General features: G+C 63.3%; 21 protein-coding genes, 1 tRNA gene and 1 pseudogene. 8 read left to right on the top strand and 15 right to left on the bottom strand.

Annotation, left to right across the window (positions count from 1 at the left end; genetic code table 11):
- Positions 1 to 7 precede the first annotated feature (7 nt).
- The 6 genes and pseudogenes from AUC69_RS01015 to rpmH form a co-directional block, all read right to left on the bottom strand.
- Positions 8 to 775: a pyrimidine 5'-nucleotidase gene (locus AUC69_RS01015; RefSeq protein ID WP_069440505.1), complete on the bottom strand. Its 768-nt coding sequence runs from the start codon at positions 773 to 775 to the stop codon at positions 8 to 10.
- Entirely contained in the window at positions 772 to 1,695 is a 924-nt protein-coding gene (gene argB, locus AUC69_RS01010; RefSeq protein WP_069440687.1) for an acetylglutamate kinase, read from the bottom strand. Before argB ends, AUC69_RS01015 begins: the two co-directional genes overlap by 4 nt.
- Positions 1,696 to 1,792: 97 nt before the next feature.
- Entirely contained in the window at positions 1,793 to 2,479 is a 687-nt protein-coding gene (yihA, locus tag AUC69_RS01005) for a ribosome biogenesis GTP-binding protein YihA/YsxC (protein WP_069440504.1), read from the bottom strand.
- Between the two features lie 273 nt (positions 2,480 to 2,752).
- Positions 2,753 to 4,572 (bottom strand): annotated as a pseudogene (gene yidC, locus AUC69_RS01000) (membrane protein insertase YidC); the annotation flags it as partial.
- Between the two features lie 59 nt (positions 4,573 to 4,631).
- Positions 4,632 to 4,904: a ribonuclease P protein component gene (locus AUC69_RS19530; protein ID WP_204377227.1), complete on the bottom strand. Its 273-nt coding sequence runs from the start codon at positions 4,902 to 4,904 to the stop codon at positions 4,632 to 4,634.
- A 113-nt stretch (positions 4,905 to 5,017) separates the two neighbouring features.
- On the bottom strand, positions 5,018 to 5,152 hold the full coding sequence (rpmH, locus tag AUC69_RS00985; RefSeq protein ID WP_069440501.1) for a 50S ribosomal protein L34: 135 nt from the start codon (positions 5,150 to 5,152) through the stop codon (positions 5,018 to 5,020).
- A 327-nt stretch (positions 5,153 to 5,479) separates the two neighbouring features.
- Here rpmH and AUC69_RS16765 point away from each other — a divergent pair, with 327 nt between their 5' ends.
- The 5 genes from AUC69_RS16765 (at position 5,480) to AUC69_RS00955 (ending at position 9,829) form a co-directional block, all read left to right on the top strand.
- Positions 5,480 to 5,779 (top strand): TVP38/TMEM64 family protein, encoded by a 300-nt coding sequence (locus AUC69_RS16765; RefSeq protein WP_069440500.1) that lies wholly within the window; start codon positions 5,480 to 5,482, stop codon positions 5,777 to 5,779.
- Positions 5,662 to 6,171: a VTT domain-containing protein gene (locus tag AUC69_RS00975; protein WP_083238952.1), complete on the top strand. Its 510-nt coding sequence runs from the start codon at positions 5,662 to 5,664 to the stop codon at positions 6,169 to 6,171. Before AUC69_RS16765 ends, AUC69_RS00975 begins: the two co-directional genes overlap by 118 nt.
- A gap of 25 nt (positions 6,172 to 6,196) precedes the next feature.
- Positions 6,197 to 7,621 (top strand): dihydrolipoyl dehydrogenase family protein, encoded by a 1,425-nt coding sequence (locus AUC69_RS00970; protein WP_069440498.1) that lies wholly within the window; start codon positions 6,197 to 6,199, stop codon positions 7,619 to 7,621.
- A 104-nt stretch (positions 7,622 to 7,725) separates the two neighbouring features.
- The gene (locus AUC69_RS00965; protein WP_244500029.1) at positions 7,726 to 9,345 is read left to right on the top strand and encodes a sensor histidine kinase; all 1,620 of its coding nucleotides are present in this window, start codon (positions 7,726 to 7,728) and stop codon (positions 9,343 to 9,345) included.
- 407 nt (positions 9,346 to 9,752) lie between these two features.
- Positions 9,753 to 9,829, top strand: a tRNA-Arg gene (locus AUC69_RS00955).
- Positions 9,830 to 9,895: 66 nt separating this feature from the next.
- On the opposite strand, the gene AUC69_RS00950 is transcribed toward AUC69_RS00955, so the two are convergent.
- From AUC69_RS00950 to AUC69_RS00920, 9 genes are all read right to left on the bottom strand, one after another.
- Positions 9,896 to 13,075, bottom strand: a complete 3,180-nt coding sequence (locus tag AUC69_RS00950) for an efflux RND transporter permease subunit (protein WP_069440496.1) — start codon at positions 13,073 to 13,075, stop codon at positions 9,896 to 9,898.
- Positions 13,076 to 13,103: 28 nt separating this feature from the next.
- On the bottom strand, positions 13,104 to 13,307 hold the full coding sequence (locus AUC69_RS17230) for a permuted SH3 domain-containing protein (protein WP_483127764.1): 204 nt from the start codon (positions 13,305 to 13,307) through the stop codon (positions 13,104 to 13,106).
- Positions 13,307 to 14,074 carry an efflux RND transporter periplasmic adaptor subunit gene (locus AUC69_RS00945; RefSeq protein ID WP_158007965.1) on the bottom strand — a complete coding sequence of 256 codons (768 nt, stop codon included), beginning with the start codon at positions 14,072 to 14,074 and terminating at the stop codon, positions 13,307 to 13,309. Before AUC69_RS00945 ends, AUC69_RS17230 begins: the two co-directional genes overlap by 1 nt.
- 353 nt (positions 14,075 to 14,427) lie before the next feature.
- Positions 14,428 to 15,432, bottom strand: a complete 1,005-nt coding sequence (locus AUC69_RS00940) for an alpha/beta fold hydrolase (RefSeq protein WP_069440494.1) — start codon at positions 15,430 to 15,432, stop codon at positions 14,428 to 14,430.
- Positions 15,433 to 15,469: 37 nt separating this feature from the next.
- On the bottom strand, positions 15,470 to 16,831 hold the full coding sequence (gene glnT / locus AUC69_RS00935; protein ID WP_069440493.1) for a type III glutamate--ammonia ligase: 1,362 nt from the start codon (positions 16,829 to 16,831) through the stop codon (positions 15,470 to 15,472).
- Between the two features lie 107 nt (positions 16,832 to 16,938).
- Complete coding sequence (locus AUC69_RS17700) at positions 16,939 to 17,115, bottom strand: hypothetical protein (protein WP_193427385.1); 177 nt, start codon at positions 17,113 to 17,115, stop codon at positions 16,939 to 16,941.
- 36 nt (positions 17,116 to 17,151) lie between these two features.
- Complete coding sequence (locus AUC69_RS00930) at positions 17,152 to 18,426, bottom strand: ammonium transporter (RefSeq protein WP_244500028.1); 1,275 nt, start codon at positions 18,424 to 18,426, stop codon at positions 17,152 to 17,154.
- Between the two features lie 271 nt (positions 18,427 to 18,697).
- Entirely contained in the window at positions 18,698 to 20,053 is a 1,356-nt protein-coding gene (glnT, locus tag AUC69_RS00925) for a type III glutamate--ammonia ligase (RefSeq protein WP_069440492.1), read from the bottom strand.
- A 129-nt stretch (positions 20,054 to 20,182) separates the two neighbouring features.
- A complete protein-coding gene (locus AUC69_RS00920) occupies positions 20,183 to 20,914 on the bottom strand; it encodes a FadR/GntR family transcriptional regulator (protein WP_141700512.1) in 732 nt (243 codons plus the stop codon).
- A gap of 214 nt (positions 20,915 to 21,128) precedes the next feature.
- Here AUC69_RS00920 and AUC69_RS00915 point away from each other — a divergent pair, with 214 nt between their 5' ends.
- Genes AUC69_RS00915 through AUC69_RS00910 form a run of 3 tightly spaced genes read left to right on the top strand, consistent with a single transcriptional unit; the run spans position 21,129 to position 23,963 of the window.
- Positions 21,129 to 22,475 (top strand): NAD(P)/FAD-dependent oxidoreductase, encoded by a 1,347-nt coding sequence (locus AUC69_RS00915; protein ID WP_069440491.1) that lies wholly within the window; start codon positions 21,129 to 21,131, stop codon positions 22,473 to 22,475.
- A 16-nt stretch (positions 22,476 to 22,491) separates the two neighbouring features.
- Positions 22,492 to 22,968, top strand: coding sequence for a type I glutamate--ammonia ligase (locus AUC69_RS18090; RefSeq protein WP_244500027.1), 477 nt, complete (start codon positions 22,492 to 22,494; stop codon positions 22,966 to 22,968).
- Positions 22,902 to 23,963: a glutamine synthetase family protein gene (locus AUC69_RS00910; protein ID WP_244500043.1), complete on the top strand. Its 1,062-nt coding sequence runs from the start codon at positions 22,902 to 22,904 to the stop codon at positions 23,961 to 23,963. The genes AUC69_RS18090 and AUC69_RS00910 overlap by 67 nt, the downstream gene beginning before the upstream one ends.
- Positions 23,964 to 24,048: the final 85 nt, after the last annotated feature.

Raw genomic sequence — 24,048 nt, 5'->3', positions numbered from 1 at the left:
GGCCCCGTCAGGTCAGGCAGAACTGCGCTTGCGGCTGACGCGCGGTCGCGGCGTCGTTCGTCTCCGCGGCAAGAGCGGCTCCAATGGCGGCAAGGAAAGGCGCTAAGGCCTCGGTGCGGTGGTGAATATGGGCTGGCAGCTCGGTCCAGTCGGCGCTCGCCTGGTGCTCCGGCCGCTGCGTGGTGCGGCAGTCCACCAGGACCGTGGTCATGCCAAGGGCATGGGCGGCTTCCAAATTATGCGCCAGATCGTCGAACATTGCGGCGCTTGCCGGCGCGACGCCATGGGCGGCGATGAAGCGGTCATACGCTTCCCGCGACGGCTTCGGATAGATGTAGTCCAGCGCGTGGATGTCGAAGATGTCCTCGAAACGGTCGAGCAGGCCGAGCCGGCCGGCCACGGCTTCCGCATGTTTGCGCGAGCCGTTGGTGAACACGAGCTTGCGGCCCGGTAGCGCATCGATCGCCGCGCCAAGCGCCGGTGCGGGCCGCACCGCGTCGAGATCGATATCGTGCACATAGTCGAGGAAGCTGTTGGGGCAGACATCGTGCAGTCGCATCAGCCCGGCCAGCGTGGTGCCGTGCTCGACGTAGTAGCTCTGGCGCAGCTTCTGCGCCTCGTCGAGCGGCAGGTCGAATGCGTTGGCAATGAACTCGCCCATGCGCCGGTCGATCTGAGCGAACAGATTGCAGTCGGCCGGGTAGAGGGTGTTGTCGAGATCGAACACCCAGGTCTCGACATGGGCGAAGCTCCTTGCGTCGCGCGGGCCGGTCATTGGGCCGCCCTCGTACGCCGGGGCTTACGCCGCTCGATCAAGGTGCCCGCGCCATGAGCGGTAAACAGCTCGAGCAGCACCGCGTGCGGCACCTTGCCGTTGATGATCACCACCGCCTCGACGCCCTCGGCGATCACGTCCATGCAACTCTCGATCTTGGGGATCATGCCTCCGGAGATGGTGCCGTCCTCGATCAGGTGTTGCGCCTCCGCCGTGGTCATCGAGCGGATGAGCTGGCCCTTCTTGTCGAGCACGCCGTCCACGTCGGTGAGCAGCAACAGCCGCTTCGACTTGAGCGCCACGGCCAGGGCCGCCGCAAACGTGTCGGCATTGATGTTGAGCGTCTCGCCGTCGGGCCCCACGCCGATCGGCGCCACCACCGGGATCAGGTCCGACTGGATGATCACGTCGATGATGTGCGGCTCGACCAATGCCGGCTCGCCGACGAAACCGAGATCCATCACCTTCTCGATATTGGAATGGGGGTCGCGCACGCGCCGCTCGAGCCGCTTGGCCCGCATCAGATTGGCGTCCTTGCCGCAAATGCCGACCGCCTTGCCGCCTTGGTCGTTGATGGCGGACACGATCTCCTTGTTCACGGAGCCGGCGAGTACCATCTCGACCACGTCGACCGTCTGCCGGTCGGTGACGCGCAGGCCGCCTTTGAACTCGCTCTTGATGTTGAGCCGCTCCAGCAGCGCGCCGATCTGCGGGCCGCCGCCATGCACGACGACCGGATTCACGCCCGCCTGCTTGAGCAGCACGATGTCCCGGGCAAAGTCCTTGGCCAGTTCCGCGTCGCCCATGGCATGGCCGCCATATTTCACCACCACGGTCTTCCGGTCGTAGCGCTGCATATAAGGCAGGGCCTCGGACAGCACCTTGGCCTCGGCGTGCACGCCGGCGAGCACGTCCGCCAAAGGCGCCGCCTCCCGGGCGACCGCCTTCGGCTTTGACGCGGATGCCTTCGCCGCTGATGTCTTCGCCACTGATGTCTTGGTCTTGCCCATGTGCGCCTTATACCGGCGCTTTGCCTGACGGCACAACGCCGATTGGCGCAAGGGCCGCCACGGCGGCGCGCAAATCCGGCACGCCCATCCCGGTGCGGGCCGAGGTGGCGAGGATTTGCGGATAGGCGGCCGGGTGCTTGGCCAGCTCTTCGCCAACCTTGGCGATGACCGCGTCCAGCTCGCTTTGCTTCGGCTTGTCGGCCTTGGTCAGCACCGCCTGATAGGACACCGCCGACACGTCCATGAGTTTCATGGTTTCCCGGTCGTTTGCCTTGATTCCGTGGCGGGCGTCGACGAGCAGGAACACGCGCTTCAGCTCGCGCCGGCCCTTGAGATAGTCGCCGATCAGCCGCGTCCAGCCGCGGACGGCCGTCTTCGGCGCCTTGGCATAGCCATAGCCCGGCATGTCCACGAGATAGAGCTCGGCGTCATGGCCCAGGGTGAAGAAATTGAGCTCCCGCGTGCGCCCGGGCGTGACGGAGACCCGCGCCAGCGTCTTCCGTCCCGTCAAGGCGTTGATCAGGCTCGACTTCCCCACGTTGGACCGGCCGGCGAAGGCCACCTCGGGCTTATCGTCCGCAGGCAGATCTTCGATCTTGGTGACGCCTTTGACGAACACGCAGGGCGCTTTGAACAGCGCCTCGCCGCGGGCGATCTCTTCGGGCGTGAAATTTTCGTCGGAGGTTGAGGGCATGGTCGTCCCAGTGGGCCGCGTTGCCCCGGCGTGTCCCGGGCATCCACGAATTTGTGGGGCGACATTAACGGCGTGGATGGCCGGGACAAGCCCGGCCATGACGAAAGTGAGAGCGGCGACTTGAGCGGACCTTTAGGCCGGGCGGTCCTCGTCCGGCTCACGCTCCTTTGGCGTCGCATCCTCGCTCGGCTTGTCGCTCGATTGCTTCGCCGCGCGGCTCGCGCGCCGTGAGGCCTTGGCGCTTCGCTTTTCCTCTGCCTCGGCCTTGCCCGCTTCGCTGTCGGCGTCCTTCTTCGGCTTGATGCCGAGATTCTCCAGAAGCGGAATCTCCACGCCTTGGCGCGCCATGATCACCGATTGCTGGATCACCGAAAGCGTGTTGTTCCACGCCCAATAGATCACCAGCCCCGCCGGGAAGGAGGCGAGCAGATAGGTGAAGAAGACCGGCATCCAGGCGAAGATCTTCTGCTGAATGGGATCCGGCGGGGCCGGATTCAGCTTCATCTGGATCCACATGGTGATGCCCATGATGATCGGCCATGCGCCGATCATCAGGAAGGTGGGCGGATCGAAAGGCAGCAGGCCGAACAGGTTGAACACGCTGGTCGGGTCCGGCGCCGAGAGGTCTTGGATCCAGCCGAAGAACGGCGCGTGCCGCATCTCGATGGTGACGAACAGCACCTTGTAGAGCGAGAAGAAGATCGGAATCTGCACGAGGATCGGCAAACAGCCCGAGGCCGGATTCACCTTCTCCTTCTTATACAGCTCCATCATCGCCTGCTGCTGGCGGGCACGGTCGTCGCCGTAGCGTTCCTTGATGCGCTGCATCTCGGGCGCCAGCTTCTTCATCCGGCTCATGGAGACGTAGGACTTGTTCGCAAGCGGGAACAGCACGAGCTTGATGAGCACCGTGACGATGAGGATGGACACGCCGAAATTGCCGACCAGCTTGTAGAAATAGTCGAGCGCATAGAACATCGGCTTGGTCAGGAAATAGAACCAGCCCCAGTCGATCAGCAGATCGAATTTGGGAATGTCAAAGGCCGCGGCATAGCCGTCGACGACGTTGACCTCCTTGGCGCCGGCGAAAACGTTTCCGGACACCTGCGCCGTGCCGCCGGCTTCGACCGTGACCGGGCCCATCAAATAGTCGGTCTGGAAGCGCGTGCGGTCGCCGTTGGCGGAACCGGCGAACTTCGCCTCGAAGCTCTTGCCCCGCTCCGGGATCACCACGGTTGCCCAATATTTGTCGGTGATGCCGAGCCAGCCGTTCTCGCTTTTGAACGTGGCCGCGGGATCCTCGATCGCGTTGGCGTAGCTGATTTCCTGAAGCCCGTCGTCGACCACGCCGATCAGGCCCTCATGGAGAATGTAGAAGCCCTGCACGTGGGGCAATTCGTGTCGCGAAACGAGGCCATAGGGGTAAAGCGTCACCGCCTCCGCGCCCGCGTTGGTCACCTTGTCGTCGATCGTGAACATGTATTTGTCGTCGACCGAGATGGTGCGGGTGAAGGTGAGGCCCTTGCCGTTGTCGTAGGTCAGCGTGATCGGCGTCGACGGCGTCAGCGTGCCTTGGCCTTGCGCCGTCCACAGCGTGTCACCGGTCGGGAGCGCCAGATCGCCGGAGCCCGAACCGACATAGCCGCGCTCCGCGTAATAGGCGTGGGGGTCGCCGGCCGGCGACAACAGAATGACCTGCGGGCTGTCCGGATCGACGGTGACCCGGTAGTCCTTGAGGATCAAATCGTCGATGCGCGCGCCTTTCAGCGCGATGGAGCCTTTGACGCTCGGCGTGTCGATGGCGATGCGCGGCGAAGCGGCCAGAGCCTCCTCACGGGTCAGCCCGGTCGCTGCGCCCTCGGCCCGCGGCGCCTGGCTCGCGCCCGGCTGTGGGACGCCGGCATCCGGCGCGCCGCCGACCTGGGGCGTCTCGCTCCCGGCACCGGCTTCGGCAGGCTTTGGTCGATCTGCTGCTGGCTCTCCGTCAGTTCCTGATCGGGCGGCGTATCCGGCACGAAGAAGAACTGCCAGGTGAACAGCACGACCATCGACAGCACGATGGCGAGGATGAAATTGCGGTTGTTCTCGTCCATGTCGCTTTCAGCTCAAGGCCGCTTGGTCCGCGATGCGCGAAGGGAAGAAGCTAATTGGGTCAGGATTTGCGGCGCGTCTTTGTCGAAGAGGGCTCGTGCACCTTGGCAAGCGCGCGTTCTAGATCCTTGATCAACTCGGTGAAGGGCCGTTGTACCGTGCCTCCCCGCGCGATCAACACATAATCATAGCCTTCGGTCGCGTGGGCGGGGCCCGTGAGCCGCACCGCCTCTTTAAGGCGGCGGCGGGCGCGGTTGCGGATGACCGCCCCCCCCGAGGCTTTTGGTCGCGGTGAAGCCGAAGCGGGCGAGATGGGCCGGCTCGGGCGCGGCACGGCGGCGCGCTTGCAGCACGAGCGACGGCGTCGCGAAGCGCGTGCCAGCCTTCACATAGAGAAATTCAGAGCGGTTTTTGAGACGTCCGATGGCCGTCACCGGGATGTGGCGGCTAGGCCGACAGGCGCTTGCGCCCCTTGGCTCTGCGCCGCGCGATCACCTTCCGGCCCGCTTTCGTCGCCATCCGGGCGCGAAAACCGTGACGCCGCTTGCGGACGAGCCGCGATGGTTGATAGGTGCGTTTCAAAGGACTTCTCCTGCCTGCCGTCCGCGCCCCTTAATTTAAGGTTGGGCGGGCCTTGGAGGCTTAAAGCTTCGGGCGGCTTATAGGTTGCGGACACGCGCAAGTCAACAAATCAGGCCATTTCTTGCATCACACGGGGTGACGGTCCATCACAATGGCGAGAAAGGCCGTTTCCGGCGCTTATGGTGTCTGCCTATGTCTTGGCTCAGGGCAGCCAAGGAGTACCCTTGAGCATGGATACCGTGTCGGACATGGCGCGCGGCGCCGCGAGCTGGCTGAAGCGCCTCTGGCCCTTCTGCTGCTCTTGGCCGCCGGCGCTTCATCCTCGCCATGGGCTGGCACCGTTACCTGACGCTTGAGCACTTGGCCGCCAACCGGGAGGCGCTGCGCGCGCTCATCCAAGGGCATTTGTTGCTGGCGCTCGCCGGCTTTGTTGCCCTCTACGCCATCACCGTGGCCCTGTCGCTTCCCGGCGGCGCGGTCCTGACCATCGCCGGCGGCTTCTTGTTTGGCTGGATGATCGGCGGCGTGACCTCGGTGATTGGCGCCACCCTTGGCGCCACGGTGGTGTTTCTCGTCGCCAGGAGCACGCTGCGGGACGTGCTCGTGCGCGGGCAGGGCCGGCCCTGAAACGGTTCGGCGAGGGCTTTCGCGAGGACGCCTTCAGCTATCTTCTGTTTTTGCGCCTCGTGCCGATCTTTCCTTTTTGGCTGGTCAATCTCGCGCCGGGTCTTCTCGGCGTCGGGTTTGCGACCTATGTTGTGACCACCTTCCTAGGCATTATCCCGGGAACATTTGCCTTTGCGCTGGCGGGTAACGGTCTCGACAGCGTTATCGAGGCGCAGCAATCTGCCCACCAATCCTGCCTTGCAAAGATGGGCGAGGGGGCTCAAGAGTCGTGTCCGTCAGGGCTCGATCCGAGTGCATTGCTGACGCCTGAGCTTATTGCTGGATTGGTGGCGCTGGGCCTCGTGTCGCTCATTCCGGTGGGGTTAAAATGGTTCCGGCGCCGGGCGGCCTGAAGCGGTTATGGGGGGCTAGACGATTATGGAAGAGGTGCTGAAGCCCGACCTCTGCGTCATTGGCGCGGGCTCAGGGGGCCTTTCGGTGGCGGCGGCGGCGGCGCAGTTCGGCGTGCCGGTCGTGCTCATTGAGAAGGGCCTCATGGGGGGCGATTGCCTCAACTATGGCTGTGTTCCCTCCAAGGCGCTGCTCGCGGCCGGCAAACGCGCCGATGCGGTGCGCACCGCGGCCACCTTCGGCATCGAGGTCCTCGAAGCGCAGATCGACCATCGCGGCGTCCACGATCACGTGCATGGCGCCATTGCCGCCATCGCGCCGAACGATAGTGTCGAGCGCTTCACCGGGCTCGGCGTCCGCGTGATCCAGGCGCAGGCGAACTTTCTCGACAAGTTTACCGTGGAGGCCGGCCGGGTCTTGGTGCGCGCCCGCCGCTTTGTCATCGCCACTGGCTCCTCGCCCACGATCCCCTCGATCCCGGGGCTCGACGAGGTTCCGTATCTCACCAACGAGACCATCTTCGACGTCAGCGAGCGTATTCAGCATCTGATCGTGCTGGGTGGCGGCCCGATCGGGCTTGAGCTCGGCCAAGCCAATCGCATGCTCGGCTCCCACGTCACCATTTTCGACACGGCCGATTTCCTCGCCCATGAGGATCCGGAAGCGGCCAAGGTGCTGCTCAAGCGGCTCGAGGATACCGAGGTCGTGCTCTACCCCAACACGCGGGTGGAGCGCGTCGAGCCGTCCGTGCAAGGCGTCGCCGTGCATTTTCATAAGGACGGCGAGAGCGTCATCATTAAGGGTTCGCATCTTCTGGTCGCCACAGGGCGCAAACCGAACCTGAAGCAGCTCAGTCTCGACCGCGCCGGCATTGCCCACACGGCCGATGGCATCAAGGTCAACGAGCAGCTCAAGACGACCAACCGCCGGGTCTACGCCATCGGCGATGCCGTCGGCGGCGCGCAGTTCACCCATCTCGCCAACTACCACGCCGGCATCGTCATCAGGAATGCGCTGTTCCGGCTCAAGCCCGACGTGAGCGCGGCGAATATTCCCCGGGTCATCTACACCGATCCCGAGCTTGCCCAGGTCGGTCTCACCGAGGCCGAGGCGCATAAGCAGTACCGGCGCATCCGCATCTTCCGCGCGCCGTATTCCGACAACGACCGTGCCCAGTGCGAGCGTCAGACCGAAGGCTTCATCAAGGTCATTACCAAGAAGGACGGCACCATCCTCGGCGTCACCATCGTCGGCGCGGAAGCCGGCGAGATGCTCCAGCTCTGGATCGTGGCCATGGCCAAGGATATCCGGATCGGCGACCTGATCTCGCTGGTGCTGCCCTATCCGACTCTGTCGGAGCTCTCGAAAAAGGTGGCTTACGCCTATTATCAGCCCACGCTGACCAAGGGCTGGCTGCGCACCGTCATCGGCTTGCTGCGCCGCTTGGGCTGACCGTCAGATTTGCGGAAAAACGCCTGATTTTCGGCTAGAATTAGGGCTTGGGCGCTAGACTTGGCGCCCTAGGCTCCGAAGTGGCTTTTTGCGAGCGTCCTGACGTGAACGACCAGGCTCCAAATAAAGGACCGGCGGCCGAGCATCTGTCCCGCTATGTGCCGGGACTGTCGGCCAAGCTCCTGCTGCTCACCATTCTCTTCGTCATGGTGGCGGAGGTGTTTGTCTTCGTGCCTTCGGTCTCGAATTTCCGCCGTCAATGGCTGATGGAGCGGCTGGCCGCGGCGCAGATCGCGTCGCTGGCGGCCGAGGCGGCGCCGGGCGGCGAGCTTCCCGCCACGCTGCGTGACAAACTGCTCGACAGCGCCAAGGTGAAGGCCATTGCGGTGAAGCGGGCGAACTCGCGGGTGCTCATCATCGAGATGGACATGCCGACCGAGATCGGCGCCTCTTTCGATCTCCGCGATGCCTCGTGGCTCAGCCTCATCACCGACGCGCTCATGGTCTATGTCGCCCCCGACGATCGCGTCATCCGCGTCGTCGGCGAGCCGGGCTTCAATCCTGGCGAGACCATCGACGTGGTCATGGGCGAGGGGCCACTGAAGACGGCGATGATCCGCTATGGGCTCGACATTTTGGGCCTGTCGATCCTCATCTCGATCATCACCGCCACGCTCGTCTACCTCGCGCTCGACGCGCTCTGGAACCCAACCAAGCTCACTTGGAACATGGTGCGCTTCGCCGAACAGCCCGAGGATCCGACCAGGATCATCGCGCCGTCGTCGCGCCGCGACGAGATCGGCACCGCCGAGCGCGAGCTCTCCGCCATGCAGCATGAGCTGTCGGAGACGTTGTCGCAGAAGACGCGGCTTGCGGCGTGGGGACTGGCCGTGAGCAAGATCAGCCACGACTTGCGCAATATGCTGTCGAGCGCCCAGCTCCTCTCCGACCGCTTGGCTGCGGTCAAGGACCCGACCGTGCAGCGGCTCGTGCCTAAGCTGATCGTCTCGCTCGACCGCGCCATCCGGCTTTGCGTCCATACGCTCGATTTCGGCCAGGCGCAGGAATCGCCGCCGCGGCGCAAGCGCTTTGAGCTTGCCCCGCTGGTGAGCGAGATTGGCGACAGCCTTGGCCTTCCGCGCGACGATCATATCGGCTGGAGCCTCGACATCGAGGACGCGCTCGAGGTCGACGCCGACCGGGACCAGCTCTATCGGGTGCTGAGCAATCTTTGCCGCAACGCCGTGCAGGCATTGGACAGCGATGGCGGCCGCGCTGGCGAGATCATAGTCGTGGCGCGCCGTGAAGGCACCGTAGCCATCATCGACGTCGCCGATACGGGGCCGGGCGTGCCGGAACAGGCACGCGCTCGACTGTTCCAGGCGTTTCAGACGGTTTCGCGCAAAGGGGGCTCAGGTCTTGGGCTCGCCATCGCCGCCGAACTGGTTCAGGCGCATGGTGGGCAGATCGAGCTTCTCCGGACGACGGCGGCGCCACCTTCCGCGTCACCATTCCCGACGTGGTCGTCGAGTTGGAACGGGCAAGGCAGCGCCGCGCGTAAGAGCCTGGCGTCGTTACTCGACCTTCTTGGCGGCCACAGGCTCGCCATCGGCGGTCCCGCCCTTATAGGCGGTCTTGGTGTATTTATCGCCGTCCTTGGTGATCTTGGTGGCCCAATCGTCGGACCATGTCACCATCACGCCGTCGCCTTCCTCTTTCCATGAGCCCTTCAGGGTCTCCTCGGCGCGGCTACCAGACGCCGCCCCGTCCTCGGACAGGGTGATGGTCATGGGCTGACCTTGAGTATCCGTGGTCTCATATTTGCCGGCGAAGGCGCTGTTTGCCCCATCGCAGCTCGCCAGGCCGAGGGCGAGAACGGCGGCGAAAAGAACGGCTGAGGCGTAGCTCGTAAAGCGGTGCATGGGTGCTTCTCCCTAATGGTTGTCGGCGCAACATACTCGAAAACTGTTTCGATTCGGCCAAGGTTCCCAAGTCTTCCAATGTTTTCAAGTCCGCGCGTCGGTTTGACCGCGCCCGGCAGGCCTTTGTCAGTCTTGCCTTCGGTCGTCCGAGGTATTAGGTAGGCCCCCTGCCTGTCCCACTCCCTGATGTAGCGGAGCGATCGGCAGACGCGCCCGTAGCTCAGCTGGATAGAGCACCAGACTACGAATCTGGGGGTCAGAGGTTCGAATCCTTTCGGGCGCGCCATTTCCCCACCAACTCTGTGCTGCCGAAGCAACTGGTCCCGGAACTCGGGTCGGGTTGACCTGACCGTCACTCGCCGGGCGCGGGCGAGGGAGCCATGTCCGACGATTTACCGGCTGGCCTGGCCGCGTAGCCCGCGGCGCGCAACACGGCGATGGACAGCGCCGGTAGGAAGGTGAGCGTGATCACCGCCGTGCCCAAGATACCGAACAGGACGATGGCGCCGACGCCGCGATAAAGCTCCGTGCCGGCACCGGGGATGAACACGAGCGGCGCCAGGCCGCAAATGGTCGTCACCGTGGACATTGCGATCGGTCTGAGCCGTGACGACACCGCCTCCATCACCGCCGCCGCCGCATCGAGTCCCATCTCGCGCACGTTATAGAGCGCGCGGTCGACGATCAGGATCGGGTTGTTCACCACGGTTCCCATGAGGATCAGGAAGCCCAGCATGGTGATCATGTCGAAGGGCTGGATGATCGGATCGAGCCCGAAGCGCGGCAGGACAGCACCCACCGCGTTCATCAGCGCCAGCCCTACGAGCCCGCCGGCGACACCGAGTGGAATGGTGGTCATGATCAACAGCGGATAGCCCCAGTTGGTGAAGATGGCGACGAGCAGCAGATAAATGATGATCACCGCCACGATGTAATTGCTGGCAAGGGCGCTGCGCGTCGCATCGAGCTGATCGGAGGCGCCGGTGATGGTCATGCCGACGTCGAAAGGAACCTCGCCGCTTCGCCGCATATGATCGACGAGTTGGTTGCGAACGATCTCCACCCCGGTCTCCAGCGCGACATTGTCCGGCGGAATGATATTGAGCGTCACGGTCCGCTTGCCGTTGATGCGTCTGATGGAGCTGGTGTCGACCGTCTCCTTGATCTCCGCCACTGCCGAGAGCGGCACTATGGCGCCTTGCGGCGTATAGACCGGCATCTGTCCAAGGGTATCGAGCTCGGTGCGCAACGCGTCCTTGGTGTAGAAATAGATGTCGATTTTCTCGTCGTCGCGGAAGAACTCGCCAACGTAGGCGCCGTCCGTGAGCGCGGCCACGGTGAAGCCGACATCGTCCGCGGTCATGCCCAGTTCTGCCGCACGCTCCCATTTGGGACGCACCTCGATCAGCGGCTGCGACAGGGTCAGCGTCGGCGGGTCGGCCTGGATTCTCGGATCGTCAAAGATCTCGCCGGCCCGGCGATAAGCCGCCGAGGCCACGTTATAGACGTCCTCGAGCCGCCGCCCCGAAATATCGAGGCTAACGCTGCGCGTGCCGCCGTCATTGCTGGTGATAATCGAGCCGCGCGATACGAAGGCGCGCATACCGGCATAGGTCTGATATCTCTTGCCGACGACCTTCATCAGCGCATTGATGTCACCGGGGTCGATCGTCTCGGCGATAATGCGCAGGCCGTCGGCCTCCATCATCAGGAAGAAATATTTGATCGCCGGCACCTCCGTTTCGCCGCGCCGGAACCGCTCGGGATCGTCCTTGACGAAAGGCATCAGCCAATCTTGCAGGTCCGAGCCGATCTCCGAAATCGTGTCCAGATTGTAGCCGGGCGGCGCGTTCAGCCGGGCGAACATCTTGGGCTCCTCACCCTCTGGAAGATATTCGGCCGGGGGCGTCAGCAGCAGGATCACCGCAGCACTCGCGCCCGCGGCGCCGAGAATGCAGACGAGTCGCCGGAACCACCCGGTCATCAGCCAGCCCACGGCTTTGACGATGGCGCCGTCGGCGCGGTCGACCGCCAGATTATCCTGTGGCGTCAGGTCGAAATGCGCCGCTGCGGTCGGGACCACGGTGATGGCCACGATCATGGAGGCGAGAATGGAGGCGGAGACGGCAATGGCGATGTCCGAGTAAAGCTGACCAGCCTCCTCGTGAATAAACACTATGGGAATGAACACCAGCACGGTGGTCAGCGTCGAGGCCAGCACGGCGGCCCATACCTTGCGCACGCCTTCGATGGCACCTTTGAGCCGTCCGAGGCCGCGCCTTCGCTCTAAATCGATGCTCTCCAGGACGACGATGGTGTTGTCCAGGGTCATGCCGATGGCAAACGCCACGCCCGCCAGCGAGATGACATTGACGGTACGGCCCGCCAGCATGAGTCCGATGAACGCGGCAATCGTGCAGATGGGAATGCCGATGACGCCGACGACCGTCGCTTTCACCGAGCGTAGGAACAGAAACATGACCAGCGTCGCCAGCACCGCGCCGATGGCGAGATTGGTCCATACATTGCGGATCGACGCCTCGACATAGTTGACGTCGTCGGCCGTGAGTTCGAGCTCCATGCCTGCCGGGCCCAGCACCTCGCGATTGATTGCCTCGGCCTCCTTCATGACCGCCTCTTTAATGGCGATGACATTGGAGCCGGCCTCGCGCCTGATCGACAGGAAGATGATGGGCCGGTCGTTCACATAGGCGCGCGTATAGATCTCGAAGTGCCCGAGCCTGACATCGGCGACGTCCTCGAGCCGGATGATCGTTCCGCCGCGCCGGGCAATAATCAGCTCCTTCAGCGAGTCTGGATCGTCGAAACGGCCGATCGTGCGCAGGAGGTAGCGACGCTTGCCGCTCTCGATCTCGCCGCCGGAGGTGTCCCGGTTGCGATTGGACACCGCGCGCCGAACGTCCGTGAGCGACAATTTCCTTTCGGCCAGCGCCGCGGGATCGAACAGGATCTGGATCTGCTTCTCTGCGCCGCCCCCGATACGGACATTTGACACGTCGGTCACGCTTTCGAGCCGCGCCCGGACATTGTCGTCGACGAAATCCCGCATCATATCCATGTCGAGTTCGCGAGGATTGCCCGGCAGCGGCGACACGCGGAAATACATGAAAGAGTTGGCGCTGAACGAGCTCGCGAAGATGCGCGGCTGGTCGACATTTTCGGGATAGGACGGAACCTGGCTCAACGCATTGTTGATGCGGATCATCGTCTCATTGAGATCGATATTGTAGGGGAACTCGAGCTCGATCCGGGCGCTGCCGCTCTCGGCGCGGGATATGATGCGCTCCAGGCTCGGGATCGAGCGAAGATACTCCTCCTGCTCGATGACGATCTCTTTTTCGACGTCTTGCGGCGTGGCCCCAGGCCAGCGCGTCTGTACCGTGACCGTGCGCACTTCGAGGTCGGGGATCATCTGCACGGGGATGCGGAACGCGGCGACGATGCCGAGCACGCACACGATGAGCGTGACAACCGTCACCAACGTTCCGTGCTTCACTATCTTCTCGAGCATTCCACCTCGGATGTCTCGGCTTCGCGCATCAGCTGGCAAGCCGGACCGTCTGGCCCTCGCGCAAGGACTCGTTGCCGCGCACCACGACGCGGTCGCCGTCCTTCAACCCGGAGCGCACCTGGACCATGCCATCGAAGGCAAGCCCGATCTCGATCCTCTTCTCAGTGACGCTCATCGCGTCGCCGTCGTTCTCGATCACCCACACGGTGATGCGGCCATCCGGATAGCGGATCAGGCGTCGCGGCTGACCACGAGGTCCCGCTTTCCGGTATCGAGATTGATCATCACCCGTGCCGACATGCCGGGCATGATCGGAATGTCGTCACGCTGGGGCAGGACGCGCAAGGTGAAGGTCCTGGCGTCGGGATCGCTTACCGGAATGAGCGCGCCAATCTTGGCCGGGACGACCTCGCCCGGCAGCGAGTCGAGTGCCACCGATACTGAGGCGCCTTCGCGCAAGCGCGCGTAATAGTCCTGCGGCACCGGTACGTCGATGCGGAAGGCGCGCATGGCCACAAGCTCGAACACGGGTGTGCCCGGCTCGACCCATTGGCCTACCTCGACCATGCGCTTGGAGATGACGCCGTCGAAGGGCGCCGGCAATTTGTGGCGCGCCAGAATCGCGGCGTGGCGCTTCTGCTCGGCCATGAAGCTGTCATAAGTGGCGCCGTCGATCTCGACCTCGGCCTGTCCCGCCTCCACCGCGTTCTGCGGCCCGTAATTGCGCTTGGCCAGGCTCTCGGCGATCCGCAGGCGGCGCTCGGCGTCCTTGACCTCGGCCGCGGCCTGGGCGGCGCGGGCCTCAGCTTGCGCATGGGCCGCTTCCTCCAATTCGGAATCGAGCTCCAGCAGGAGATCGCCGCGCTTGACCTCTGCGCCGTTGTCGAAATGCACGGCGCTCACCAGCCCCTCAACGGACGTCGAGATCTGCGCGGCATGCGGCGAGGTGACGGTGCCCGATAATTCGAGCTTGCGGATGACGGGCGCTTCTCGCACCACGTCCGTCTCCACCGGCGGGACGGCCTGTGCTTCGACGGAGCGCCGGGATACGCCAGGGCCGCCACGAACAGGCCGAGACACATGCCCCAGCGCGTTCGTCGCGGGGGCGGCGAAGAGGTCTCTCGGTTCACATCCATCACGGGTTTGCGGCTCCGGCATCTCGTTCGAGGCAATTCCGAAAAAGCACCACCGTCACAGAAGCTAAGGAGCGGACTGAACCGGTGAGGGCTCAATCTAAAGTGAGAAAGTGGCCCGGGCTAGATCTTGGCCCTCGGTCCGGGGCCAGTTCTCGGGGATTTGAACGCATTCCGGCGTTAATGCTGAAGCCCGGGACAATAGAGTCCGCGCCAGGCTCAAGCCTCTTCAGCGAGGAGCGCTTTCAACTGGGCGTCGATGAACTGCGTATCCGCCTCATTCTGGCCCGCGGCCGACATATGCCCCCAATAGGAAGGGATCTCGACGAGGCGGCCGTCCTTGAGGTGCTGGAGTTCCGCCTCGTTGTCGGCCGTCCGGAAATATAGGTCCGTCATGCACGGCATGAGCAGGGTACGCGCCGTGATGGCGCCGAGTGCGGCCTCAAGGTCGCCGTCGAACACCGCGTTGGCGCTGATGTCGTTGTGGATCCACGTCCACGTCATGGCCATCAGATTGTTGGCGTCGCGCTGCTCGTAGAGCGCGTCCCAATAGCCCGTGAGATATTCGTCCAAGGTCTGAAAGCCGAGCGCTTGATAGCCACGGGCGCGATACCAGTCTTGCGAATAGGCCCAGCCCGCATAGATGCGTCCCACCGCCCGCAAACCCCCGAGCGGCGGCGCCTCGTAGAAGCCGTCCGCGAACGCCCCGTCGGCGACGATCGCCGCGCGCAATGCCTCCAGGAAAACGCGGTTATGCTCGGCCGTCTTCGCCGTGCCGCATAGGCACGCGAGCCGCGGCACCATATCGGGATAGAGCGCCGCCCACTGAAAGCTCTGCTGGGCCCCCATGGACCAGCCGACCACCATGGCGAACCGCTCAATGTTCAGCGCCTCGGTGATGAGCCGGTGCTGGAAGCGGACATTGTCGTAGATGGTGATGTCGGGAAAGGCGCCGCGCCCGTGAGGGTCGGGCGTGTTGGACGGGGACGAGGACACGCCGTTGCCGAGCATGTTTGGCACGATAATGAAATAGCGCTTAGGGTCGAGCGCCATGCCCTCGTTGATCAGCCACTCATTTTGCTCATGCGTGCCGCCGAACCGGGTGGGAAACAGGATCGCATTGGAGCGGTCGGCATTCAGCGTGCCGTAGGTCTGATAGACGAGGCGCGCATCCGGCAAGGACGCACCCGATTGCAGGTCGAGGTCTGCGACGAACGCTTCCATTCACTCCCCGCGAACAGCCCTGAAAACCATCCCGGCGCTAGAAGAACTTCAGATAGCGCGCCTGCTCCCAGTCGGAGACGTGGTTATGATAGCTCGACCACTCCTCGCGCTTAAAGTCGATCCAGGCCTTGTGCATGCTGGAGCCGAAAACCGCCTTCGTCAGCGGATCGGCCTCGAACGCATCCACGGCCTCTTCCAGCGTGCGTGGCAGGAGCTTGACGCCAAGCGCTTCGAGCTCCTCCGGGGATTTCCGGTACATGTTCTCCCGATAGGGCTCGCCCGGATCCAGCCGCTCGCGGATGCCTTCGAGCCCGGCGGCGAGGGTCAGCGCCGCCCCGAGATAGGGATTGCAGGCACTGTCGGCCGGCCTCAGCTCGACCCGGCCGCCGGCCAGCGGAATGCGCAAGGAGTTGGTGCGGTTGTTGTTGCCGTAGCAGGCGAACACCGGGCGCCAGGTGAAGCCGGACATCGAGCCCTGCTTGATCAGCCGTTTGTAGCTGTTGACCATCGGCGAGCACACCGCGCAGATCGCCTCCACATGTTTCAGCACGCCGCCGAGGAAGTGATAACCGAGCTCCGAAAGCTTGTTGCCGCGACTGTCGGAGGCGGCGGCGAACAAATTGGCGCCGCTTGTCGGGTCGGCCAGCGAGATATTGAAATGCGCGCCGGAGCCGGCCCGGTCGCCGAGCGGCTTCGGCATGAACGTGGCGAAGGCGCCGTGCTTCCGGGCGATGGAATTCGCCATGAAGCGGAAGAACACATAGCGGTCGGCCATGGTCAGCGCGTCGGCGTAGTTGAAGTCGATCTCGAACTGGCCGATGCCGTCCTCGTGGTCGAAGGAATACACGCCCCAACCGAGCCCGTTCATGGCATCGACCAGGTCGGCGACCCAGGGCAGGTTGTCCAGCAAGCGCGTGGCGTCATAGGCGGGCTTATCGAGATGCGGTAGCGGCGAGAGCGGCTCGAAGCCGCCGTTCTCGGCATCCTTGAACACGAAGAACTCGGCCTCCATGCCGAATTTCATCGCGTAGCCGAGATCGAGGGCGGCTTTCAGCTGGCGCTTGAGAATGTTGCGGGAGCAGGCATCGAACGGCTTGCCCTCGCACCATAGATCGCTGGCGAGCCACGCGACGTCGGGTTGCCAGGGAAGCACAGTCGCCGAATCCGGGTCGGGATGGGCCGCGACTTCCTCGTCGCTCACGTCCTGCGGCACGCCGTCGAGCGCGGCTCCCGTATAGAGCTCTGAGCCGTGGAGCATTTGGTTGATGTGGCTCAGCGGCACCATCTTCGCCTTGGACACGCCATGCATGTCCGCGAAACTCGCCATCAGATATTTCACACCCTTGTCGGCTAGCGACTGCTTCAGCGCGGCGACGTCGTCCGAAACTTTCTGCTCCATGGCGCTTTCCTCCCACGGTCGACTATAGCCCAAACGTCTCCCCTGGCGCAGCGAAGCCCTGCCAACCCGTGGACGGCTGACAAGGCTTCACCTGCGCGGAGGGCACGCTATTTCTTGTCTTCCAGCTTCTTGAAGGCTTCGACCTCATGGATTGCCGCCATGATGATCGTGCCGAAGGTGATGACGATCGCTGCCGCGAGGATGAGGTACATCACGATCGGTTTGTCGGCGAAGGTGAAGTAGGCGGCAGCCCCGTCCCAAGTTGTGATCGGACTCGTGTTCATTCTTGTCTCCTTTCAATGACTGGCTCGAACTGCCGTCTATTCCGCCGGTATGAGCGTCGCGCTCTTGCTGCCGACGGCTTCGGGATAGGCCTGGCAGGGAACCTCCGCCAGATCGAGGCCGATCTCTTGCGCCTTGTCCGGCACCCTGAGCACGCCGAAGCTCTTGAGAGCCAGCGAGACGAGATAGCCGGGGATGAAGCCGCAACACAGCATCACGATGAGGCCGACGAATTGACCGACGAACGAGGTCGGGGGTGCGTCACCCACATTGGGATAGCCCGCGGCCAGGACGCCCACCGCCAAGACGCCGAGGACGCCCGAAAAGCCATGCACGGATACGGCGCCGACGGAATCATCGATGCCCATGCGCGACAGGAAGTCGTTGCCGGGCTTGATGATGACGCCACCGACGATGCCGAGCAGGAAGGCGAGCGGCGGATACCAGACGTCGAGGCCGGCAGCCGCGACGAAGATGCCTGCCAGAGCACCCGACATCATCCAGAACGGATCGCGTGTCATCGCCCAGGCGCCGATAATGCCGCCCGAGAAGCACATGAGCGTGTTGAAGGCGTAGGACGACAGCGTTGCCGGCTGGCCGTAGATATTGGTCCACTGAGCACCCGGGTTGAAGATCAGGCAGGCGCCGAGGAAGCCGAAGAAGCCGACGATAATCAGCATCAGGCCGATCAACACCATGGGCACGTTATGCGGCAAGAGATCGTTCGCCGTGCCATCGGCATTGTACTTGCCGATGCGCGGACCGAGATTGAGCAACACGCCGAGGGCGAAGAAGCCCGCCACCACGTGGATCAGGCCGGCGCAGCCGACGTCGTGATAGCCCCAATCCTTGACCAGCCAACCATCCGGGTGCCAGCCCCAAGAGGCCGCCAGGATCCAGGCCACGGAGCCGAGAACGATGGCGAGCACCACGAAGGCCGAGACGCGAATACGCTCGATGACGGCGCCGGAGAAGATCGACGCTGTCGTCGCCGCGAATAGCACGAAGGCCGCCCAGAACACGCCGGAGGCATTGTCCGAGAGGTTCGGACCCATTTCCGCGGCCCATGGTAGACCGGCGGCGCCGGACTCGCCCGGGATGATGCCGCTCGGGAAGGCGAGATAGATCCACCACCCGAAGAAGAAGAATGTTGGAACGATAAAAGCGAAGGCGAGAATATTCTTTACGCCGGATGCGAGCACGTTCTTGGCCCGCGATGCGCCCATTTCGTAGGCAAGGAATCCGGCGTGGATACAGATCATGATGGCCGTGCACCACCAGTAGAAGATTTCCATGTCGACGGTACCGAGCATGCCGCTCGATTTCGTTAGTTCTGCAATTTGCCCTTCCATGAGCAGCACCCCCATCCAAACGGACAAGGCATTCGGCGACGCCGAAGCCCGGTCCACGCTGGCGTTATCGTTTCCTCAGAGGAAACTAAATTTACTTTCGCAAGGAGCGTGCCAGGGAGGGAGAGTCCGGCGAATCAAGCTGTTGCCCAAAGCGGGCTCAAAACCGGAAAAATGCCTCTGCCCAATTGGGCAGCTTGGTGCCTAACCGATTGGCTCTTTTCGAGTCGCCGTTCTAGAAGAACTTGAGATAGCGGTTCCGCTCCCAGTCGGAGACCGCGTTGTGATAGGCCTCCCACTCGTCCCGCCTGAACTTCGCGTAGGCGGAGAACATGTTTTTCCCCATGACTTCAGCCGAGAGCGGGTCGGCCTCGAAGGCGTCGATGGCCTCTTCGAGGTTTCGCGGGAGGACCTTGATTCCAAGCTCTTTCAGCTCGGCGTCGGATCTGCGGTACATGTTCTCGGTGTGCGGCTCGCCCGGATCGAGACCCTCGCGAATGCCCTCGAGCCCGGCCGATAGAACCATGGCGGCGCCGAGATAGGGATTGTTGGCGCTGTCCGCCGCGCGCAGCTCGACACGCCCGCCGCCGAGTGGAATGCGCAGGGCGTTCGTGCGGTTGTTGTTGCCGTAGCAGACGAAGACCGGCGCCCAGGTCGAGCCCGACATGGAGCCTTGCTTGATGAGACGCTTATAGCTGTTCACGGTGGGTGACACGACGGCGCTGATCGCCGGCAGATGCCTGAGCACGCCGGCGACGAATTGATAGCCGAGCTTGGACAGGCCGCAGCCGCGCGGGTCGCTCGCGTCCTTGAACAGATTGTCCCCGGTCTCGGCACTCGCCAGCGACATGTTGTAATGCGCGCCGGATCCCGTGCGGTTGGCGAAGGGCTTGGGCATCCACGAGGCGAAATAGCCATGCTTGCGCGCAATGGCGTTGGCCATCATTCGCAAGAATACGAACCGGTCCGCCATGGTCATGGCGTCGGCATAGCTGAAGTCGATCTCGAACTGGCCGTTGCCGTCCTCGTGGTCGAACGAATAGACGTCCCAGCCGAGCACCTCCATGGCGTCCACCAGCTCCGACAGCCAGGGCAGGTTGTCCAGCGCCCCATAGCCGTCATAGCAAGGCTTATCGAGCGTATCGCGCTCCGACGCCGGAACCGCGCCCGCCTCGCTGTCCCTCAACACGTAGAACTCCGCCTCGAGGCCGAGATTCATGACAAAGCCCATATCGGCGGCCGCGCTCGTGGCGCGTGCCAGGATATTGCGGCTGCACGCCTCGAACGGCTCGCCCTCGCACCACAGATTGCTGGCGAACCAAGCGACGGATTTCTGCCACGGCAGCACGATGCAAGAGGCGGGGTCCGGCCGCGCCGAGACCTCCTCGTCGCTCACGTCCTGCGGCACGCCGTCGAGTGCGGCGCCCGTATAGAGTTCTGAGCCGGCCATCATGTCTCCGAGATGGGACAGCGGCACCATCTTGGTCTTAGACACGCCATGCATGTCGGAGAAGCTCGCCATCAGGAACTCAACGCCTTCGGCCTTGAGCTGCTCGCGAAGTGAGTTGAGATCCTTGGTTGGCTTGAGCATCGCTATCGCACCCTCGGTTACTGGCATCGCTGTACGTGGCGACGATGCTAGCAATGCGATTGCTCGCTGAGAAATAATTTTTCCCGGAGATAAATCTCACGCGCTGTGATGTCGCGGGCGTACGCGTTTCTACGGGCTCGACGCCTTAACCAGGTCCTCGCGCGCCGCCTCCAGATGCTCGGTCATCAAGGTCTGCGCCAGTTGGGCATCGCGCACATGGATCGCGTTGAGGATGCCGCGGTGCTGACGGCTATAGGCGTCGATGACCTCGGGCGTCAGGATCTTCTCCTTCATCGCGTCCCATTGCGCGTGCAATCGCACGTGATTGATCTGGCGATAGACGCTGAGTAGCAGCGGATTGGCGGACGCGCGCGCCAGCAGCAAATGGAACTCGCCGTCCCATTTGGAGAAGGCGTCCTTATCATCCGCCGAAGCTTCTGCATGGGACAGCACCGCATCCATCTCGTCGAGAGTCCGCCGCGTGGCATGCAGCACGGCGAGCCGCGTGGTGAACGGCTCCACCGCCATGCGCGCTTCAATAAGTTGCAACGGGCTCAACTCGTCCACGAGATCGGCGGGGCGTTGGCCGGCGGCGACGGACGTGCCGACGAAGGTGCCGCTGCCGAGCCGGCGCGACACCAGCCCCTCCTTCTCGAGCTTGTCGAGCGCGCGGCGCACCGTGGAGCGTGCCGCCTTGAATGTTTCGGCGAGTTGCCGCTCCGGCGGCAGCCGGTCGCCTTCGCTATAGGCCCCGGTCTCGATGGCGCGTTGCAGATAGGCTGAGATGGCGCCGACACCGGACCCCGGTTTGGCCAGCCGCGCGAAAGCCGCCTCGGCCTGTCTGAAGGACTCATTGGTCACGGCAAATCTCCTCTGTCGGCACTGTATCGGCCCGCTTTGGGCTCGTAAAGAAAAAATTGGTTTACAATGGTTCAACAGCGTGCCGTAATAGCCGTACTGGGATTAACATCGCGCTGGGCATTGTTATGACGGTAGTAACGCTATTGTTGCGTTCAAATTGGCCGACGATTGAGGCCCAATTACGGGCCAATTCAGGCATTGGTTTGGTCCGGTCATGAGTCTCCCGAGCAGTGTCAAATATGTGATTATCGGTGCCGGCATTCACGGGCTGAGCACGGCGTATCATCTTGCGCAGAGGTTGAAGGCGTCTGGCCGTGGGTCTGGCGCGGACATCCTGGTGATCGACAAGACCGGGATTGGCGGCGGGGCGTCCGGCATTGCCTGCGGGGTGGTGCGCAACAATTACTTCCAGCCGGCCATGCGCGAGCTGATGGTGCATTCGGTCGAGGTCTGGGAGAGCGATCCCAAGGCCTACAGCTATCATCCGGTCGGCTACATGCAGATCAGCCCCGAGGTGATGCACGCCGACGTGGGCACGATCTACGAGCAGCAGAAGGCGCTGGGCTACGAGTCGACCTTCATCGAGGGGGCGGCCGACTGCCAAAAATACATGACGGGCCTGTTCGACGATTGGCAGGCGCAGAACATCACCTCGGTGCTGCATGAGAAGCGCGGCGGCTACGCCAACAACACCGCCTCTCTTTACGGTCTGGCCAATAAGGCGGAGGCCGAGGGTGTGCGCATCGCCACCGGCGTCGAGGTTCTCGGCTTCGAGTATGGCTCGAACTCCGGTGCCGTCACCGGGGTGGAGACAGACAAGGGCGTCATCGCCTGCGAGACGGTGGTGGTCGGCGTGGGGCCCTGGGTGAACAAGGTCTGGGACATGCTGGAGCTGCCCAAGGCCATCACCATCAAGGGAAGCGACGGCACGCTGCACGAGAACGTGCCGATGTGGAAGTTCTGGTGTCTGGAGGAAGGCACGCTCGGGGTCGATCCCGAGATGCACAAGACCAATGACGGCAAGATGCCGCCGGTCATCCATGTGGACACGGACGCGCCGTTATATTCCGACGTCGACGGCTCGCTGATCACCGACCAGCTCTGGGGTCTCTATTACAAGCCTGACTTCAATTTTGGCGGCATCCAGGGCGGCGCCTCGCCTTACAAGGTGGACCAGGACGCCGACAACGTGGCCATCGATCCTTACGGCCCGGACTCACCCGACTTCATCGTCGGCGACGACTTCATTCATATGTGGTGCTCGATGCTGGCCCACTGCCAGAAGCGGTTCGAGGGCCAGATCAAGCACTACAAGCACAAAGAGAAGTCGGGCGGCCTCGGCTGCTTCACGCCGGACAACTTCCCGGTGTTCGATAATTTCCGCGAGAATGTCTACGTGATCGCCGATTCCAACCACGGGTATAAGATGATCGGCGTGGGCAAGCTTGTGGCCCAAGAACTGATGGGAGAGAAGAGCGCGCTGCTGGAGCCGTTCCGCTTCGGGCGCTTTGCCAAGGGTGAGCTTCACCCGGTCTCCCATAGTCCGTTTCCATGGAGTTGAGGCAGGGGAGATGCCGATGGATATCGAACGCTATGTAGACGATCCGCAACGCCAGGAACTCGTCAAGGAAGTCCGGCGGAAGATCGACGAGCTCGGGATCGAATATCTTTACTTGCAGTTCGTGTCGATCACGGGCCGCATCATGGGCAAGGGCATCCCGGCCGATCATTGGGAGAGCGTGGCCAAGAAGGGCTTCCAGCTCGTCTACGGGGCCACGGTCAATCTGTTCCTCGACCGCCACGGCGAGTATCTGGGCTACGGCCCGGAGGCGGCGGAGCTGGTCGGCATTCCCGATCCCGAGACCTTCATGCAGCTGCCCTGGGACAAGCGGATCGCGCGCATGTACTGCACGCTGTTCCGCAACCGCGAGGAGAAGAAGGACCCGGGCGGGTTCCTCACCGCGGATTCCGCGGCAATCTCCGCCGTCTGCACCAGGCGTTCCAGGACAAGCATGACGGGCTGTCTCTGCGCATGGGCACCGAGCCGGAGATGATGTGGCTGAAGAAGGACGAGAACGGCAAGCCGAACGGCGGTTATTCCAATCCGTATTGCTACCACATCGACCAGTTCGAGAGCCTGCGCCCCGTCTACATGAAGGTCATGGAGTATTCCCGGAAGATGGGTCTCGACATGATCCAGGGCGACCACGAGGACGCGCCCGGCCAGCTCGAGCTGAACTGGATGTTCGACGACGTTCTGCGCAATGCCGACCGTCTGACGACCTATCGCCAGATCTGCGCGCAGGTGGCGCGCGAGTTCGGCATCATCGCCTGCTTCATGTCGAAGCCCTTCATGGGCGTGTCGGCCAATGGCTGTCACCACAACATGTCGCTGTGGCGTGGCGGCGAGGACAAGATGCGTCCGACCGGCAACGACCCCGACAATCTGCCGGGCCTGCCGCACAACTACATGTATGTCTCCGGGGGCGACAACACCTTCATGCCCGACGGCGACGACGTGCAGATGCCGGGCAAGGCGGGCTTGGCGGCGATCGGCGGCATCGTGCATCATCTGCGCGCGCTGACCGCGGTGGGCTCGTCGACGGTGAACTCCTATCGCCGGCTGTGGGACACGGGCTTCTGGGCGCCGGTGTTCGCCGACTGGGGCTTCCAGAACCGGACCACGGGCTTGCGGGTCTCCGCGCCGGGTCGGTTCGAGTACCGCTCGGTGGATTCGATGGTGAATCCCTATCTGATGGGCTCGACGATTTTGGCGGCGGCCGACGACGGCATCGACAACAGTCTCGATCCCGGCGAGCCGGAGGAGCGCAACATCTACGAGGCGATCCAGGCCGGCAAGCAGGTGAAGAAGCTGCCGATGACGTTGGGCGAGGCGCTCGAGGCGTTGGCCGAGGACAAGGTGGTTCAGCGCGGCATGCCGGGCGAGATGTACCGGCTCTACCACCAATACAAGCACGACGAGTGGGAGCGCTTCAACCACACCGTCACCGAATGGGATGTGGAAACCTATCTGGACTGCCTGCCGTAAGCGCTTAAGCGCTCAAGCAGCGAAGCGGGTGCGCGAAGAGAAAGCGCTCAAGTAGCGAAGCGGTAGCGCGAAGAGAAAGCGCTCA

The sequence above is a fragment of the Methyloceanibacter superfactus genome (assembly GCF_001723305.1).
Lineage (GTDB): Bacteria > Pseudomonadota > Alphaproteobacteria > Rhizobiales > Methyloligellaceae > Methyloceanibacter > Methyloceanibacter superfactus.
This window is presented reverse-complemented; position numbering and strand designations above follow the sequence as displayed.

Bases quoted from the DNA above. Each gene is read 5' to 3' on its own strand.
- AUC69_RS00940 (WP_069440494.1), bottom strand. From the start codon at position 15,432: ATGGAAGCGTTCGTCGCAGACCTCGACCTGCAATCGGGTGCGTCCTTG.
- glnT (WP_069440493.1), bottom strand. From the start codon at position 16,831: ATGGAGCAGAAAGTTTCGGACGACGTCGCCGCGCTGAAGCAGTCGCTA.
- AUC69_RS00915 (WP_069440491.1), top strand. From the start codon at position 21,129: ATGAGTCTCCCGAGCAGTGTCAAATATGTGATTATCGGTGCCGGCATT.
- AUC69_RS00970 (WP_069440498.1), top strand. From the start codon at position 6,197: ATGGAAGAGGTGCTGAAGCCCGACCTCTGCGTCATTGGCGCGGGCTCA.
- AUC69_RS16765 (WP_069440500.1), top strand. From the start codon at position 5,480: ATGGGCTGGCACCGTTACCTGACGCTTGAGCACTTGGCCGCCAACCGG.
- yihA (WP_069440504.1), bottom strand. From the start codon at position 2,479: ATGCCCTCAACCTCCGACGAAAATTTCACGCCCGAAGAGATCGCCCGC.
- AUC69_RS00950 (WP_069440496.1), bottom strand. From the start codon at position 13,075: ATGCTCGAGAAGATAGTGAAGCACGGAACGTTGGTGACGGTTGTCACG.
- AUC69_RS00930 (WP_244500028.1), bottom strand. From the start codon at position 18,426: ATGCTCGGTACCGTCGACATGGAAATCTTCTACTGGTGGTGCACGGCC.
- AUC69_RS17700 (WP_193427385.1), bottom strand. From the start codon at position 17,115: ATGAACACGAGTCCGATCACAACTTGGGACGGGGCTGCCGCCTACTTC.
- glnT (WP_069440492.1), bottom strand. From the start codon at position 20,053: ATGCTCAAGCCAACCAAGGATCTCAACTCACTTCGCGAGCAGCTCAAG.
- AUC69_RS01015 (WP_069440505.1), bottom strand. From the start codon at position 775: ATGACCGGCCCGCGCGACGCAAGGAGCTTCGCCCATGTCGAGACCTGG.
- AUC69_RS18090 (WP_244500027.1), top strand. From the start codon at position 22,492: ATGGATATCGAACGCTATGTAGACGATCCGCAACGCCAGGAACTCGTC.